This is a genomic window from Streptomyces sp. NPDC018947 (assembly GCF_044390505.1).
GTDB lineage: Bacteria > Actinomycetota > Actinomycetes > Streptomycetales > Streptomycetaceae > Streptomyces.
Genome location: NZ_JBIRZD010000004.1, coordinates 109,700 through 126,773 on the forward strand (window position 1 = coordinate 109,700; position 17,074 = coordinate 126,773).

Sequence of the window (17,074 nt, forward strand, 5' to 3'; positions counted from 1 at the left end):
ACATGTACCCCGAGCACACTCCGCGCGTGCCCGCACAGCGGGCTGTAGAGGTGCACCAGCCGACCCCGCTGCCGCCCGCCGCCACCGTCCCGGCGCCGCTCGTGCCGGTGCAGCCGAGCAGCGTTCCGGCGGTGGCGAGCATCGTCCTGCCCGACGGCCGCGTCGTCACCGGCTACGCCATCGACCCCACCCGCCCCGAGCCGGTCACGGCCCCGTCGGCCGTCTCGCGGACGGCGGTGAACGCCGCCCTTGGCGGGGTCGGCTTCCTCGCGGTGTGTGGCGGGCTGCTGCTGCTCACCTCGTTCATCGCCGCCCTGACCGCGTTCATCACGCAGCTCATCATCCTCGCCGCCGTCATCTTCGGCGGCTGGATCGCCGTCCAGGTGCTCAGCGCGAGCGGCCACAGGGGCGGGACCACGGTGAACATCCGCAGGGCCGTGTTCAAGCGCAACCACTTCCACGGATGACAAGGAGACCAACCCCGTGATCCGACTCCGCTTCAAGGTCACTCACTGCCCCCGCCGGGCCCTGACCTTGGCCGACACCCCCCGCCCCGACTGCCCCGCCTGCCAGGGCGATGGCGGCACCGCGCACGACTACGGCGACCACACCGGCGAGTACGCGGGCACCGAGTGGGAGCCGTGCCCCTGCTGGACGCAGTGGGCCGTGATCCTGCTGCCCCTGCCGCGCTGGCCGCGCCGCACCCCGACCGGCTACAGCGACGAACCGCCCTTCTAGGGACGCCAAGGGCGGCCCCCCATTCCGCCAAGAACACCGGGGCCGCCCTTGTCAGCCAGAACCCATCAAGGAACTGGAGATACCCCAGCATGACGCAACCCACGCTCTATCCGCAGCACACGGCGCTGAGTCTCGCCGCGTCTGGCGTCCCGGTGCTGCCCCTGCGCCGGGGCAAGGTGCCGTTCGGCAACTGCCCCGCGTGCGCGGACAACGCGTGCGGCGGCCGGCCGAACATGAAGACCCCGGGCCCATGCCGCTGTCCCGGCGTCTGCCACGCCTGGGCCGCCGCCACCACCGAGCCGGCCGTCATCGTCTCGCCCTCGTGGGAAGCGGCGTGGCGGCGGGCGGCGGGCGTGGGCTACCACCCCGGCGGCGCTGGGCTGACCGTGGTCGACCTGGACGACGCTGACGCCATCGCCTGGGCCCGTACCACCCTGCCCGCCACACGGACGGTGCCGACGACGCGCGGGGAGCACTGGATCTACTGGGGCGCCATGGCGTCACGGAACGCGGTGCGCCCCGGCGTGGACATCAAGTCGACCATGGCCTACGCCCGCTACCTCGGGCCCGGCACCGGCCCGATGGCCGACCTGCCGGACGCCGTGCGCGCGCTGGCCGTGAAGGAGTCGCCCATGGTCCGCCCGGTGGCCGTCGCCGGGTTGGCCGGTGTCGGGGGCGGGGAGTGCCCGCACCGCACGCCCGCCTACCTCGCCCGTGGCATCGCCATGGCGGAGCAGCGCATCACCGAGGCGTCCAGCGCGGTCCACGCGACCGTGTACCGGACGTTCCTTGCGGTGCTGTCCCGGCACGGCCGGTGCGGCTGCCTCACCGACACCCACGTCAATCGGCTGTTCGCCGCCGCGCAGAGCAAGGGCGAGACGACCCGGCACTGCGCGGACGCGTGGACCAACGCCCGCACCACGTTGGGACTGTGACCATGTCCGAGGACGAGAAGACTCCCGCCCGCGAGATCATCACCGACTACGCGCAGGCGCACTTCCGGTACTTCCGCACCGCCGACGGGACCGTGTACGCGCAGCGCAACGGCCACCCCGTGGCCCGCCCGATCCGCTCCCAGGGCACGACCGGAAGCCACCGGCAGGAACTCATGGTCGGACTCTTCCGCGACGGCATCGGCGTGTTCAACGGCACCGCCATGAAAGAAGCCCTCGACCTGATCGAAGCGCTGGCGCTGACCGAGGACGTCCAGCCCGTGCACATCCGCGTCGCCCCCGGGTACGACGGGGCGACCTGGCTGGACTTGGGACGCAGCGATGGGCAGTCCGTGCGTATCCACCCCACCGGCTGGGACATCCGCACCCCGGACCCGCAGGAAGTCTCCTGGCGGCGCACCCAGCTCACGGGAGAGCTGCCCCTGCCGGCCCGGGACACCGACGGCAAGGGCATCGACCTGCTGATGCGGCTGTGCAACTTCGCCACCGCCGAGACCGAGTGCCTGGCCATCGCCTGGCTCATCGGCTGCCTCGCACCATCCGTGCCCGTCCCGGCACCGTTCCTCACCGGACCGCAGGGCGCCGGCAAGTCCACCGGCGGCCGGATGCTCGTGCGGATCATCGAGGGCATGAGCGGCGACCTGCGCCGAGCCCCCAAGGACGAGGAGAACCTGACCACGGCGGTGGCGGCCGGATGGGTCACCGCCCTGGACAACCTCTCCCACATGACCCCAGACCTCTCCGACGCCATGTGCCGCATCGTCACCGGCGCCGAGGACGTCAAGCGCGCCCTGTTCACCGACGGGGACGTCTTCCGCATCGGCTACCGCCGCCCCCTGCTCCTGACCGGCATCGACGTCGGCGTGATCCGGCCTGACCTCGCCGAGCGGCTGCTGCCGCTCCGGCTGGAACGCCCGCGGGTGCGGCGCACCGAGGCGGAGCTGTGGTCGGACTTCGCCGAGGTGCTGCCCGTCATCCTCGGCTCGCTCCTGGACCTGACCGTGCAGGTGCGGGCGGCTGAGGCGGACATCCCGACCGACCTGCGGATGGCCGACTTCGCGCACCTGTGCGCGCAGCTCGACGCGGCCACCGGTCTGGGAGCTCTCGCCGCCTACCGGGCCAGCCTGGACGACCTCAACGACGACGTCATCGAGGGCGACCTGTTGGCGCAGACCGTGCTCAAGCACGCCGCCGGCATCGACCCGGGCACCGAGCAACGGATGACCTCGGCCGAATGGCTGCACTGCCTCACCAGCCTCTACACAGGCGAGGACTTCCGCCCCCTACCCAAAGGCTGGCCGACCACCGGCAAGGTGCTCTCCGACCGCCTCAAGCGCCTACAACCCACCCTCGCCGCCCGAGGCGTCCTCATCGACTGGGGCCGCACCAACACATCCCGCTACATCGAGATCGCCCGACCGGCCGCCGCGCCGCCCTCACCGGAGCAGGAAGCGGCCTTCTGACCGCCCGGCACCCCACCGGGCCCGGACAAGCAAGAGGAGCACCCGGCCACGCGTGCTCCTCTTGCTGTTCGGCGGCGGCGCCGCCCTGCAAGGGTCGCGCCGCGAAGCGGCTCCTTCTTTGCTCTCTGAGCCGCGCACCACAACAGACAGCCCCTCTTTGTCCTAAGTAGAGAGACGCTACGTCACCTGCGTCACCCGCACCCCGAAAACGGCCGGTGACCTGCCCAAAGACGGGTGACGCAGACAGCCGAATCCTGCGTCACCCCGCGTCACCTGCGTCACCCCATGACGCAGGTCTGTGTCACCGGTGACGCACCCCGACCGAGCTGCGTCACCTCAAAGCCGCAGGTCAGGTCGACGGGTGACGCACATGACGCAGGTGACGCAGAAATCCGCACCTCGGACAGACGCAAGCCCAGACAGTGCCCAAGCCTTGAGGAGACACCCGGATGAGCACCGCGATCACCGCTCCCGTCGACCGGCTCCTTTACAAGCCGGAAGAGGCCGCCGAAGCACTTGCCATCGGCCGTTCCACTGTCTATGAGCTGATGGCCCAAGGCGCCCTCAAGTACATCAAGTTGGGCCGCACGCGTCGGATTCGGCGTGCCGACCTCGAAGCGTACGTAGCCAATCTCGCCCCGCTGCCCAACTGACCCCGAAGCACGTCACCGAGGCACCCCGAGCATTCCGCTCGGGGTGCCTCCCGCATGGAGGAGCACATGAGCCCCCGCAAGCCCAACATGGAGTCGTCCATCTACTTCGGTGCCGATGGCTGGTGGCACGGCCGCGTGACGATGGGCGTGAAGAGCGACGGCGGCCCCGACCGACGTCACCGGCGGGCCCGCACCGAAGCCGAGATCAAGCGCAAGGTGAAGGAACTGGAACGCCAGCGGGACCAGGGGCGCGCGCCCGCCGCAGGCCGCAAGCCGACCGTTGCCGCGTGGATGGAGACTTACCTGACCGACATTGCGAGCCTGAAGCTCAAGCCGCGCTCGCTCGATGACTACTGGTCGAAGACCCGGAACGACATCATCCCTGGTGTCGGCAAGCACCGCATCGACAAGTTGCAGCCCGAGCACCTGGAGCGGATGTACCGGGCCATGCTCGAAGCCGGTCACGCTCCTTCCCACGTTGTGAAGGTGCACCGCATCCTGTCCCGCGCGTTGAAGATTGCCCACCGCCGGCGCATCGTCGGTGAGAACGTCGCCACGCTCGTGGACCCGCCGAGCATTGACGAGACCGAGGCCAACCCCTTCACGAAGGAGGAGGCGAAAGCGTTCCTCGAAGCCGCGGCGAAGCGGCCCACCTTCATGCGGTGGATCGTCGGTGTGGGCATGGGGTTCCGGCAGGGCGAGACGCTCGGGCTGCGCTGGTCGTACGTCGACCTGGAAGCGGAGCTGTTCCGCCCCGAGTGGCAGCTTCAGCGGCTCACGTGGCGGCACGGCTGCGCCGATCCACACGCCTGTGGAGGGCGTCTGCATCGTTTCGAGCCCTGCCCGCCGGACTGCACCACGCACAAGGGGTACAAGCGCGGCTGTCCGAAGCCGTGCACAAAGACCTGCACCAAGCACGCGAGCGCCTGCCCGGAACGCAAGGACGGCGGGCTCACCTTCACCCGGCCCAAGACCAAGAAGAGCCGGAACGCCGTGCCGATCCCGCCCGTCTTCGTTCCCTTCCTGCTCGACCACAAGACTCAGCAGGAAGCGATGCGGGAAGCTGCCGGGGAGCTGTGGCAGGAGCACGATGTCGTGTTCGCGCGGCCGGACGGCCGGCCGCTGGACCCGCGCGTCGACTACGAGGAGTTCAAGGAGCTGCTCAAGGAGGCAGGGATCGAGGACCGCCGCCTGTACGACGGGAGCCGCCACACCGCCGGCACGATCCTGAACGAGTTGGGCGTCGACATGCCCACGATCATGGAGATCTTGCGGCACACGCAGATCAGTCAGACCCGGCGCTACGTCAAGGGACGGTCCCACCTGTCCAAGGACGCCATGCGGCGGATGGGCGAGTTCTTCGTACCGCCGCCGGCGCCTCCATCGGCCCCGGATCCTGGCCCCACTGAGACCAGAAGTGAGACCGCCGACACCCGTGCGGAACGCGCCCGGCGTCGGCGCCGCATTCGCTGAACGAAAAAGCCCAGCTCAGACGATGTCTGGGCTGGGCTTTCAATGGAGCCGCCTTCGGGATTCGAACCCGAGACCTACGCATTACGAGTGCGTTGCTCTGGCCATCTGAGCTAAGGCGGCGCGCCGTGCGCACCATGGTGCGATCAGCAACGTCGGTAAGTCTACACAGTTTCCGGGGGTGCTTCGTACCCGCCCCGGAGGTGGGGGTTCCGGGGCGGGGCGAGGGGGCTAGGAGCAGCGCTTGCCGTCCGCCGGCGGGGTGCCGCGCAGCAGGTAGGCGTTGATCGCCGCGTCGATGCACGCGCTGCCGCGGCCGTAGGCGGTGTGGCCGTCGCCCTCGTAGGTGAGGAGGCGACCGGAGGAGAGCTGGCCGGCCAGGGCCTCGGCCCAGCGGTAGGGGGTGGCCGGGTCGCGGGTGGTGCCGACCACGACGATCGGCGAGGCTCCCGCGGCCTCGATGCGGTGCGGCTCGCCCGTCGGGTGCACGGGCCAGTAGGCACAGTTCAGGGAGGCCCAGGCCAGGCCCTCGCCGAAGACCGGGGACGCCTTCTCGAATGCGGGCAGGGCCTCACGGACCTCGTCCGGGGAGGAGAAGGCGGGCGGGAGGTCGAGGCAGTTCACCGCCGCGTTGGCGAACATCAGGTTGCTGTAGCGGCCGCCGGCCTCGCGCTCGTAGTAGCTGTCGGACAGCACCAGCAGGCCCGCCCCGTCGTTCTCCTTCATCGCCGAGGCCAGCGACTCGCGCAGTTGCTGCCAGGCCCCCTCGTCGTACATCGCCGCGATCACGCCGGTGGTGGCGAGGGACTCGGTGAGCTTGCGCCCGTCGGCGTCGCCGGTGGGGACGGGCCGGGCGTCCAGGTCATCGAAGAAGGCCTTCAGGTTCTTGCCGACCTGCTCGGGAGGGGTGCCCTTGCCGCCGAGCGGGCAGTCCGGCCGGCTCACGCAGTCCTCGGCGAAGGACTGGAACGCCGTCTCGAAGCCGGCCGTCTGCTCCAGGTTCAGCCGCCGTGCGGGCAGGGACGGGTCCATCGCGCCGTCCAGGACCAGCCGGCCCACGCGGCCGGGGAAGAGGCCCGCGTACGTCGCGCCGAGGAAGGTGCCGTACGACGCCCCCACGTACGTCAGCTTCTCGTCACCCAGTACCGCCCGCAGGATGTCCATGTCCCGCGCCGCCTCGACGGTCGAGACATGGCGCAGCAGCTTCGGCGCGTCCGCCCCGCAGCCCTCGGCGAATTCCTTGTACGCGTCGACCAGCCCGTCGGTCTCCCGGGCGTCGTCCGGGGTGGTGTCGGTCTGCGTGTACGCGTCCATCTCGCGCCCGTCCAGGCACTCGACGGGCTCGCTGCGGGCCACACCCCGGGGGTCGACGGCCACCATGTCGTACCGGGCGCGGACCTGGGCCGGGTAGCCGATGCCGGCGTACTGCTGGAGGTAGCCGATCGCCGAGCCGCCCGGGCCGCCCGGGTTCACCAGCAGCGAGCCCAGCCGCTTGCCGGGGCCGGTGGCCTTCTTGCGGGCCACGGCCAGTCCGACGTCCCCGCCGGACGGCTTCGCGTAGTCGAGGGGCGCCTTCATGGTGGCGCACTGGAAGCCGGGTACACCGCAGTCGCGCCAGCTCAGCTTCTGCCCGTAGTACGGGGCCAGCACGGAGGGCGTCGCCTCGGGGAGCGCCGCCAGGGTCTCCTTCGCCGGCTCGGTCGCTCCGGCCGCGTCCTGTGCCGCCGTCGAACCGGCCGACGTCGACACGCCCCCGGTCGAGCAGGCGGTGGCGAGCAGTGCGGCGGCGAGCAGCGTGGCAGCGGAGCGGGTCCTGCGGTGGATGCGCCTTGTATGCATCCAGCGAGCGTAACTGTCAGCAACCGTACGCATGCGCTGCGTGCCCGTCGTGGCTCGGACGAGTTACGTCGTCAACCGCCGTCGGGGTTGCCTGTCAGCCCGCTCTCAGGGCCATCGTCATCGCCTCCACCGCGAGCAGCGGCGCCACGTTGCGGTCGAGGGCGTCGCGGCAGGCGGCGATCGCCTCGATGCGGCGAAGGGTGGCCTCGGGAGTGCCTTCGCGGGCGAGTCGCTCCAGGACGTCCCCGGCGTCCGCGTTGGCGATCGCCACCCGTGAGCCGAGCTGCAGGGCGAGGACGTCCCGGTAGAAGGCGGTGAGGTCGGTCAGGGCGAGGTCGAGGCTGTCGCGCTGGGTGCGCGTCCTGCGGCGCTTCTGCTTGTCCTCCAGGTCCTTCATCACGCCCGCCGTGCCGCGCGGCAGCCGGCCTCCCTGGGCCGCGCCGAGCGCCGCCTTCAGCTCCTCGGTCTCCTTGGCGTCCATGTCCTCCGCGAGCTGCTTGGCGTCCTCCGCAGCCGCGTCGACCAGTTCCTGGGCCGCCTTGAGGGCGCCGCCCACGTCCGCCACGCGCAACGGCAGCTTCAGCACGGCGGCCCGGCGCTCACGGGCGGCAGGGTCGGTGGCCAGGCGGCGGGCCCGGTCCACGTGGCCCTGGGTGGCGCCGGCCACGGCGGCGGCGACCTCCGGATCGATGCCCTCACGGCGTACGAGCATGTCGGCGACGGCCGCGACGGACGGCGTGCGCAGGTTCAGGTGGCGGCAGCGGGAGCGGATCGTGGGCAGGACGTCCTCGACGGACGGGGCGCACAGCAGCCACACCGTGCGGGGGGCCGGCTCCTCGACGGCCTTGAGGACGGCGTTGGCGGACTTCTCGTTCAGCCGCTCGGCGTCCTCGACGAGGATGATCTGCCAGCGGCCGTTCGCCGGCGAGGTGAACGACTTGCGGACGGTGTCGCGCATGTCGTCCACGAGGATCTGCGAGCCGACGGCGGCGACCGTGCTGACGTCGGCGTGGGTGCCGATGAGTGCCGTGTGGCAGCCGTCGCAGAAGCCGCAGCCGGGTACGCCGCCGAGGGCGCGGTCGGGGCTCACGCACTGCAGGGCGGCGGCGAAGGCGCGCGCCGTCTGCGTCACTCCCGCGCCGGGCGGGCCGGTGAACAGCCAGGCGTGGGTCATGCTCGACGTCTCGGGGAGGGGGCCGTCGGCCGCGGCGGCGGTGACGAAGGCGTCGGCGTCCCGCGCGGCGGCGGCGAGCTGGTCGCTCACCTTCTCCTGCCCCACGAGGTCGTCCCACACGGTCATGGGCCACGCCGTCCTTCCGTCACGCTCCGCCGCACCTTTTGTCCGACGCCCTCCATTGTGCGGGGCGCCACTGACAACGGGCGCCGGCCCGCGGTGTGCCCCGCGGCCCCGGGGGGTCCCCGCGGCTATGGGCCCCCGTTCGCCGCAGGCCCGCCGGCCTCGGCGCACCGCCTCCGCTCAGCGCCGTCCCCGGCCCCTCCAGCGGCCGCCCTCGCCGTCACGGCCCGAGCCGTCCTCCCCGCGTTCCTCGTCCCGCGGGCCCAGCAGCTCGTCCGCCAGGGTCGGCAGATCGTCCAGCGGGGTCTCCTCGGCCCAGTCGGACCGCCGCCTGCGGGGCGGCGCCTGGTCGGGGTCGATCTGGGGCAGCTCGCGCGTGCGGTCCTCCGGCTCGGCGGGCCGCTCCTCGCGGAAGTATCCCGGCGGAACCCGGTCGGCCGGGTCGTCCCCGCGCACGGGCGGCAGCACGGCCGTCTCCTCGGGATCCGGGACCTGCGGCAGTACGGCCGTCTCGTCGGCGGCCCCCGGCCGAACCGCCGGCAGCACGGCCGTCTCGTCCGCGGCGCCCTGCGGCTCCGGCGGCTTGGGCAGCTCCGTCGTCACCTCGGACTCGGACTCGGCGGCGCGTCCGGTGCTCCGCGCGCCCTGACCGCGCTCGCCGTCCCGGTCGTCGCGCACCGGTCGCAGGACCGTGGTGTCCTCCACCGGCCCGTCGGAGGAGTCGGCCGGCGTCACGACCGGGGTCGGCACGGTCAGCGCGTCCGAGGGGTCCGACGCGTCCCTGGCAGGTGCGGCCGGGGCACGACGGGGAGCGTCCGCGGCGGAAGGCGCCGTCGGCCTCGGGCCCGCCGCGGCGGCCGCCGCGGCCTCCTCCGCCGCCCGGCGTGCCTGCTCGGCCCGCATCAGGGCCTCCTCGGCCTTGCGCTGCTTCTCCAGGCGCAGCGCCTCGGCCTCGGCGCGCAGCCGTGCCTCCTCCTCGGCCTCCCTGCGGCGCCGTTCCTCCTCGGCCCTGCGGCGGGCCTCCTCCTCGGCACGGGCCTTCTCCTCGGCGAGGAGCCGGGCCCGCTCCTCCTCGGCCTTGCGGCGCGCCTCCTCGGCCCGCTGCCGGGCCTCCTCGGCCTGCCGTTCGGCCTCGCGCCGCTGCGCCTCCTCCAGCTCGCGCCGCTTGCGCTCCTCCTCCTCGGCGCGCAGCCGCTCCATCTGTTCGAGGCGCTCGCGCTCCAGGCGCTCCTCCTCGGCCTTGCGGGCGGCCTCTTCCTCGGCCTTGCGCCGGGCCTCCTCCTCGGCCTTGCGGCGCGCCTCCTCCCGGGCCTCGATCTCGGCCTCGGACAGCGGCAGCACCTGGTCGAGCCGGTGGCGTACGACGGTGGTGACGGCCTCGGGCTCCTGGCCCGCGTCCACGACGAGGTAGCGGCCGGGGTCGGCGGCGGCCAGCGTCAGGAAACCGGCCCGCACGCGCGCGTGGAACTCGGCGGGCTCCGACTCCAGCCGGTCCGGCGCCTCGGTGAACCGCTCGCGGGCGGTCTCCGGCGGCACGTCCAGCAGGACCGTCAGATGCGGGACCAGCCCGTTCGTGGCCCAGCGGTTGATGCGGGCGATCTCGGTCGGCGACAGGTCGCGCCCGGCGCCCTGGTAGGCCACCGAGGAGTCGATGTACCGGTCGGAGATGACCACGGCGCCCCGCTCCAGCGCGGGCCGGACCACCGTGTCGACGTGCTCGGCGCGGTCGGCGGCGTACAGCAGGGCCTCCGCCCGGTGCGACAGCCCGGCGCTCGACACGTCCAGCAGGATCGACCGCAGGCGCTTGCCCACCGGCGTCGCGCCCGGCTCGCGCGTCAGCACCACCTCGTGCCCCTTGCCCCGGATCCACTCGGCGAGGGCCTCCGCCTGGGTGGACTTCCCGGCGCCGTCGCCGCCCTCCAGGGCGATGAAGAAACCGTTCGCCGCGGGGGTCGGGACCGGGTCGTCGCCGCCGAGCAGCGCGTCGCGCAGGTCGTGCCGCAGCGGCACGCCGGAGCGGTCGTCGACCTTGGCCAGCACCAGCGCGGCCACCGGCAGCAGCAGCGCGCCGACCAGCATCAGCACGAACGCGGCGCCGCCGTGGGCGAAGACGAACTTGCCGTTCTCCAGCCGGTGCGGCCCGATCGCCGCGGCCACCACGGGCGCGATGACCGCGCCGAGCGCCACGTACACCCGGACGACGGCGTGCAGGTGCTCGGTCGTCCGCGTCCGGCGGTTGTCCTCGGTCTCCTGGTCGAGCAGCGCGTGCCCGGTGTTGGCGGCCACGCCCGCGCCGACGCCGGCCAGCAGCAGGAGCAGCAGCACGGTGGTGACGTCGGGGACGAGGCCGGCGGCCAGCAGGCCGACGCCGACGAAGGCGACGGCCAGGGCCAGCAGGCGCCGGCGCGACAGGGAGGGCAGCAGGGCGGGGGCCGTGCGGATGCCGACGACCACACCGCCGGTCAGCGCGCCCACCATCAGCCCGTACAGCACCGGCCCGCCGTCGAGGTCCGTGGCGTGCAGCACCGCCACGGCGACCGCCGCGGAGACGGCCCAGGCGACGGCCGCGCAGGCGAACACCAGCAGCGGCAGGGCGCCGGTGCGGCCCTTGTCGGCGCCGGCGGCCGTCCTCGGGCGGCGCAGGCCCTCCAGCGGGGACCGCGCGCGCGGGGTGCGGGTCCCGGGCAGTTCGAGGAAGCTCACGACGGACAGCGAGGCGGCGAAGAGTCCGGCCGCGACGTACGAGGCGAGGGCCGCCTGGTGGTCGGCGAACCAGTCGATGCCGGCGCCCAGCAGGTTGTTCAGCAGCCCGGCGACGACGAGGGTGATGCCGGCGAGCGGGATCGCGACGAAGCCCGTACGCAGCGTCAGGCGGCGCAGGGCGTCCATGTGGTCCGGCAGCGGACGTACCGTGGCGCCCTCCGGGGGCGGCGCCGGCAGCAGCGCCGGGGCCGCGCTCTCGCGGCACACCGTCCAGAACCGCTCGGCGACGCCGGTGACGAAGACGGTCACCAGGAGCACGGCGAGGGCGTCGTCCGGCGTCCAGTCGATCCACAGCGGCGCCACGATCAGCAGCGCCGCGCGCAGCCCGTCGGCGCCGACCATGGTCCAGCGGCGGTCGAGCGGACCCTCCTGCGAGGTGAGCGACGTGAGCGGGCCGAGCAGGACCGCGCCGAAGAGCAGCGTCGCCAGGATGCGCACGCCGAAAACGGTCGCCACTGCGAACGCCACGCCCCGGTAACCCCCGCCGAAGGAGCCCGCGCCGATCGCGGCCTGCACGGCGAGGAGGACCAGCACCAGCAGGGCGAGGGTGTCGCCGACACCCCCCACGAGCTGAGCGCTCCACAAGCGCCTCAACTGCGGTCGGCGCAGCAGGGCGCGGACGGCACGCTCGCGGGAGTCCGCGACGAGGGCGTCGTCCGGGGCGGAGTGAGGGGCCGTTGGCTGCTCGGCTCGCGTCATGCGTTCAGCCTATCGGGCGGCGCCGACAGGCCGTGGCACCCGGCCGAACGTACGCACGCCCCGACACCGAATCGATGCCGGGGCGTTCGCTCGGCGAACGAGGGGGCGTGCCGTGCGGGGCGCGCGGACCCGCTCAGTCCTCGGACGACGGGGAGGGGGCCGCCGGCGAGGTCTTCCTCGCCGCGGTCTTCGTCGTCGCCTTCTTGGCCGTCGTCTTCTTGGCGGCCGTGCTCTTGGCGGCCGTCGTCTTGGCCGCGGTCTTCTTCGCCGCCGTCTTCTTCGCCGGGGCCTTCTTGGCGGCGGTCTTCTTGGCCGCCGTCTTCTTCGCCGTCTTCTTGGCGGGCCCCTTGGCACGCTTCTCGGCGAGCAGCTCGTAGCCGCGCTCGGGCGTGATGTCCTCGACGCTGTCGCCGGAGCGCAGAGTCGCGTTGGTCTCGCCGTCGGTGACGTACGGGCCGAAGCGGCCGTCCTTGACCACGACCGGCCTCTCGCTGACCGGGTCGGTGCCCAGCTCCTTCAGCGGCGGCTTGGCCGCGGCCCGGCCACGCTGCTTGGGCTGGGCGTAGATCGCCAGCGCCTCCTCCAGCGTGATCGTGAAGAGCTGCTCCTCCGACTGGAGGGACCGCGAGTCCGTGCCCTTCTTCAGGTACGGGCCGTAGCGGCCGTTCTGCGCGGTGATCTCCACGCCCTCGGCGTCGCTGCCGACGACGCGCGGCAGCGACATCAGCCTCAGGGCGTCGTCCAGGGTGACCGTGTCCAGGGACATCGACTTGAACAGCGAGGCCGTCCGCGGCTTCACGGCGTTCTTGCCGGTCTTCGGGGTGCCCTCGGGGAGCACCTCGGTGACGTAGGGGCCGTAGCGGCCGTCCTTGGCGACGATGGTGTGGCCGGTGGCCGGGTCGGTGCCCAGCTCGAAGTCGCCGCTCGGCTTGGCGAGCAGCTCCTCCGCCAGCTCGACGGACAGCTCGTCCGGCGCCAGGTCGTCGGGGACGTCGGCGCGCTGGTGGTTCTCGGCGTCCTTCTCGCCGCGCTCGACGTACGGGCCGTAGCGGCCGACGCGCAGCACGATGCCGTTGCCGACGGGGAACGACGACACCTCGCGGGCGTCGATCGCGCCGAGGTCGGTCACCAGCTCCTTGAGGCCGCCGAGGTGGTCGCCGTCGCCGTTGCCCGCCTCGGCCGCGCCGCCGTGGCCGGCGCCCTCGCCGAAGTAGAAACGCTTCAGCCACGGCACGGCCTGGGCCTCGCCGCGGGCGATGGCGTCGAGGTCGTCCTCCATCTTGGCGGTGAAGTCGTAGTCGACGAGCCGGCCGAAGTGCTTCTCCAGCAGGTTGACCACGGCGAAGGAGAGGAAGGACGGGACGAGTGCCGTGCCCTTCTTGAAGACGTAGCCGCGGTCGAGGATCGTGCCGATGATCGACGCGTACGTCGACGGGCGGCCGATCTCGCGCTCCTCCAGCTCCTTGACCAGCGACGCCTCGGTGTAGCGGGCCGGAGGCTTGGTGGCGTGCCCGTCGACCGAGATCTCCTCGGCGGTCAGGGCGTCGCCCTCGGCGACCTGCGGCAGCCGGCGCTCGCGGTCGTCCAGCTCGGCGTTCGGGTCGTCGGCGCCCTCGACGTACGCCTTGAGGAAGCCGTGGAAGGTGATCGTCTTGCCGGACGCGCTGAACTCGACGTCCCGGCCGTCGGAGGCGGTGCCGCCGATCTTCACGGTGACGCTGTTGCCGGTCGCGTCCTTCATCTGGGAGGCGACGGTCCGCTTCCAGATGAGCTCGTAGAGCTTGAACTGGTCGCCGGTCAGTCCGGTCTCGGCCGGGGTGCGGAAGCGGTCGCCGGAGGGGCGGATCGCCTCGTGCGCCTCCTGCGCGTTCTTGACCTTGCCGGCGTACGTGCGCGGCTGCGCGGGCAGGTAGTCGGCGCCGTAGAGCTGCGTGACCTGGGCGCGGGCGGCGGTGATCGCCGTGTCGCTCAGGGTCGTCGAGTCCGTACGCATGTAGGTGATGTAGCCGTTCTCGTACAGCTTCTGGGCGATCTGCATGGTCGCCTTGGCGCCGAAGCCGAGCTTGCGGCTGGCCTCCTGCTGCAGCGTCGTCGTACGGAACGGGGCGTACGGCGAGCGGCGGTACGGCTTGGACTCGACGGAGCGGACGGCGAACCGCGTGCTCTCCAGGGCGGCGGCGAGCGCGCGGGCGTTCGCCTCGTCGAGGTGGAGGGTGTTCGCGCCCTTGAGCTGCCCGAGGGAGTCGAAGTCGCGGCCCTGCGCGATCCTGCGGCCGTCGACGGTCTGGAGCCGGGCGACCAGCGACGACGGGTCGGAGGCGTCACCGGCGCGGCCGGTCGCGAAGGTGCCCGTCAGGTCCCAGTACTCGGCGGAGCGGAACGCCATCCGCTCGCGCTCCCGCTCGACCACGAGCCGGGTCGCCACGGACTGGACACGGCCGGCCGACAGGCGCGGCATGACCTTCTTCCACAGGACCGGCGAGACCTCGTAGCCGTAGAGGCGGTCGAGGATGCGGCGGGTCTCCTGGGCGTCGACGAGCTTCTGGTTGAGCTGGCGCGGGTTGGCGACGGCGGCCCGGATGGCGTCCTTGGTGATCTCGTGGAACACCATGCGCTTGACCGGGATCTTCGGCTTGAGGACTTCCTGGAGGTGCCACGCGATGGCCTCGCCCTCGCGGTCCTCATCGGTGGCGAGGAAGAGTTCGTCGGAGTCCTTCAGCAGGTCCTTGAGCTTCTTGACCTGCGCCTTCTTGTCAGCGTTGACCACGTAGATCGGCTGGAAGTCGTGTTCGACGTCCACACCGAGGCGGCGGACCTCGCCGGTGTACTTCTCGGGCACCTCGGCGGCGCCGCTGGGAAGGTCGCGAATGTGCCCGACGCTCGCCTCGACGACGTAGCCAGGACCGAGATAGCCCTTGATCGTCTTCGCCTTGGCAGGCGACTCGACGATGACGAGTCGGCGGCCGCCCTTCGCGGTCTCGCTGGTCGGGGACAACTTCGCTCTTCTCTCCGGTCGACACTGGGGCCTGACCCAGGCGGTGCTCCCGGGGTCGGGTCGTGCTGCGTTTCGGTCGTGACGCTGCGGAGTGTGACGGTACCTCCCGCCCCCGTGTCAAACGGGAAAAGCCCGCAACGGCCACTCGAACGGTAACCCGACGAACCCTGTTCCTGCCGCCCGGAGTGCCCGGCGGCCCCGATGCCCGTACCCGGAGCGCGGTCCCCCGGATCCCCGGGCCGGTGTGCGGCCACCGTCCGGATCCGGCCCCTCACACGCGGGTCAGGCACCACGCCCCGACGGTCAGCGCGGCCACCGCGGCGACGCCCGCGAGGGCCGCCGATGCGACGGGCCTCACACCGAGCGCGACGGGCCGGCCGTGCCGCACCCGTGCCACGGTCCACACCAGCAGGCCGCCCCCGAACAGGGCGAACACCATTCCCGCGAAGATCGCCGGCCCGCTCTCCATGGTCCCCGTGCCCCTTTTCTCCGCCTGTGAGTGCCCAGCCCCGGGGAGGCTGTCACCCACGGGCGGCGGGGAGGCGAACCCGAGGTGAACGGGGAGCCGACGGTTTCCGGCCCGTGGCGCGTTCCCGTTCGTGGCCGCGGCCCGTTCCGCCGCGGGAGAGGACTACGCCGGTTCCAGGAAGCCCTGCTCCACCAGCAGCCGGATCTGCGCCGGTGTGCGGTCGCGCAGCGCCACCGGGTCCTCGCCGACGAGCTGGGCGATGGCGTCCAGGATGCGGCCCGCGCTCATCGTGCCGTCGCACACGCCCGCGAAGCCGGCGCCGACGGTGTCCACCCGGGTGGCCCGGCGCATGCCGCGGTTCTGGCGCAGCACGACGTGCTCCGGGTCCTCGGCTCCGGGCAGGCCCACCTGCTCCTGGACGACCTCGGCGGCCAGCGTGAAGAACGACTCCAGCAGGGCGGCGTCGTCATGCTCGCGCAGGTAGTCGAGGCGCTCGAAGTGCGCCCGCACCGTCTCGCCGAGCGGCTGCTCGATCGGGTGCGGCCACTCCTCGGCCGTGACCGAGGTCTCGGCGGCGTCCGTCCTGCGCAGCGTGATCCAGCCGAAGCCGACGGCCCTGACCTTGCGCGCCTCGAACTCGTCCAGCCACGCGTCGTACCGCGCCTGGTACTCGGCCTCGTCGCCCCGGTGGTCGCCGGCGTCCCTGAGCCACAGCTCGGCGTACTGCGTGACGTCCTGCACCTCGCGCTGCACGATCCAGGCGTCGCAGCCGCGCGGCACCCAGGAGCGCAGCCGGTCCGTCCAGTCCTCCCCCTCCACGTGCTGCCAGTTCGCGAGGAAGTGCGCGAACCCGCCGGCGTTCAGGCGCTCCCCCGTCGACTTGACGAGCGTGCGGCACAGGTCGTCCCCGCTCATCCCTCCGTCCCGGTAGGTGAGGCGGGCGCCCGGAGAGATGACGAAGGGCGGGTTGGACACGATCAGGTCGTACGTCTCCGCATCGTCGACCGGTTCGTACAGCGAGCCCTCGCGCAGGTCGGCGGCCGGGGCCCCGGACAGGGCGAGGGTGAGCGCGGTGATGTGCAGGGCGCGCGGATTGACGTCGGTCGCCGTCACGCGCGTGGCGTGCCGGGCGGCGTGCAGCGCCTGGATGCCGGACCCGGTGCCGAGGTCGAGGGCGGCGGCCACGGGGGTGCGCACGGTGAGCCCGGCGAGCGTCATGGAGGCGCCGCCGACACCGAGGACGACGCCCTCGGCGCGATTGCCGATGCCGCCGGCGCCGCCGACGGCGCAGCCCAGGTCGGAGACGATGAACCAGTCCTCGCCGTCGGGTCCGCCGTACGGCCGCACGTCCACGGTGGCCGCCAGGTCGCCGTCGACGGCGACGAGCCACCCGGCCTCCAGGCACGCGTCGACGGGCAGGACCTCCGCCACACGCGCGTGCGGCACCGGCTGCTGGAGCAGGAACAGCCGTACGAGCATTTCCAGCGGCGTGTCGCCGCGGGTGGCCCGGAGCGCGGGCACGACCTCGCTGCGGGACAGGGCCGCGTAGGCGGGTGCGCCGAGCAGCTCCAGGAGTCCGTCGGCGGTGAAGGACGCCCCGAGCAGGGCGTCCCGCAGCCGCGCGGTGACGTCGGGACGGCCGGCGGAGGGCAGGGGGGAGAGGCTGGCGTTACTCACCCCCCCATTGTGGCCCGCGCTCCGCCGCGCGCCCGGGGAACGGACGCCGGCCGGCCCA

General features: G+C 72.7%; 12 protein-coding genes and 1 tRNA gene. 6 read left to right on the plus strand and 7 right to left on the minus strand.

The features are described 5' to 3' along the window. Positions 1 to 2: 2 nt before the first annotated feature. The 6 genes from ACH499_RS10775 to ACH499_RS10800 all read left to right on the plus strand — a co-directional run bounded on the left by ACH499_RS10775 (position 3) and on the right by ACH499_RS10800 (position 5,280). Positions 3 to 467: a hypothetical protein gene (locus tag ACH499_RS10775; protein ID WP_399014900.1), complete on the plus strand. Its 465-nt coding sequence runs from the start codon at positions 3 to 5 to the stop codon at positions 465 to 467. A gap of 16 nt (positions 468 to 483) precedes the next feature. After that, entirely contained in the window at positions 484 to 738 is a 255-nt protein-coding gene (locus ACH499_RS10780; protein ID WP_399014902.1) for a hypothetical protein, read from the plus strand. Positions 739 to 827: 89 nt separating this feature from the next. Further along, positions 828 to 1,673, plus strand: a complete 846-nt coding sequence (locus ACH499_RS10785; protein ID WP_399014904.1) for a bifunctional DNA primase/polymerase — start codon at positions 828 to 830, stop codon at positions 1,671 to 1,673. Between the two features lie 2 nt (positions 1,674 to 1,675). Next, positions 1,676 to 3,154, plus strand: coding sequence for an ATP-binding protein (locus tag ACH499_RS10790; protein WP_399015164.1), 1,479 nt, complete (start codon positions 1,676 to 1,678; stop codon positions 3,152 to 3,154). A gap of 449 nt (positions 3,155 to 3,603) precedes the next feature. Continuing rightward, the gene (locus ACH499_RS10795; protein ID WP_399014906.1) at positions 3,604 to 3,807 is read left to right on the plus strand and encodes a helix-turn-helix domain-containing protein; all 204 of its coding nucleotides are present in this window, start codon (positions 3,604 to 3,606) and stop codon (positions 3,805 to 3,807) included. Between the two features lie 66 nt (positions 3,808 to 3,873). Then, positions 3,874 to 5,280: a tyrosine-type recombinase/integrase gene (locus ACH499_RS10800; protein WP_399014908.1), complete on the plus strand. Its 1,407-nt coding sequence runs from the start codon at positions 3,874 to 3,876 to the stop codon at positions 5,278 to 5,280. A 43-nt stretch (positions 5,281 to 5,323) separates the two neighbouring features. Here the strand turns inward: ACH499_RS10800 and ACH499_RS10805 are convergent. The 7 genes from ACH499_RS10805 to ACH499_RS10835 form a co-directional block, all read right to left on the minus strand. Further along, positions 5,324 to 5,400 (minus strand) — tRNA-Thr (locus tag ACH499_RS10805). Between the two features lie 108 nt (positions 5,401 to 5,508). Further along, positions 5,509 to 7,116 carry an alpha/beta hydrolase gene (locus ACH499_RS10810; protein WP_399014911.1) on the minus strand — a complete coding sequence of 536 codons (1,608 nt, stop codon included), beginning with the start codon at positions 7,114 to 7,116 and terminating at the stop codon, positions 5,509 to 5,511. A 94-nt stretch (positions 7,117 to 7,210) separates the two neighbouring features. Further along, the gene (locus tag ACH499_RS10815) at positions 7,211 to 8,416 is read right to left on the minus strand and encodes a DNA polymerase III subunit delta' (RefSeq protein ID WP_399014913.1); all 1,206 of its coding nucleotides are present in this window, start codon (positions 8,414 to 8,416) and stop codon (positions 7,211 to 7,213) included. 177 nt (positions 8,417 to 8,593) lie between these two features. Next, positions 8,594 to 11,875 (minus strand): dTMP kinase, encoded by a 3,282-nt coding sequence (gene tmk / locus ACH499_RS10820; RefSeq protein WP_399014915.1) that lies wholly within the window; start codon positions 11,873 to 11,875, stop codon positions 8,594 to 8,596. Between the two features lie 133 nt (positions 11,876 to 12,008). After that, positions 12,009 to 14,870, minus strand: coding sequence for a type I DNA topoisomerase (topA, locus tag ACH499_RS10825; protein ID WP_399014917.1), 2,862 nt, complete (start codon positions 14,868 to 14,870; stop codon positions 12,009 to 12,011). A gap of 271 nt (positions 14,871 to 15,141) precedes the next feature. Beyond that, complete coding sequence (locus tag ACH499_RS10830) at positions 15,142 to 15,339, minus strand: hypothetical protein (RefSeq protein WP_356203084.1); 198 nt, start codon at positions 15,337 to 15,339, stop codon at positions 15,142 to 15,144. Positions 15,340 to 15,501: 162 nt separating this feature from the next. Beyond that, a complete protein-coding gene (locus ACH499_RS10835; RefSeq protein ID WP_399014919.1) occupies positions 15,502 to 17,016 on the minus strand; it encodes a methyltransferase in 1,515 nt (504 codons plus the stop codon). Positions 17,017 to 17,074 lie beyond the last annotated feature (58 nt).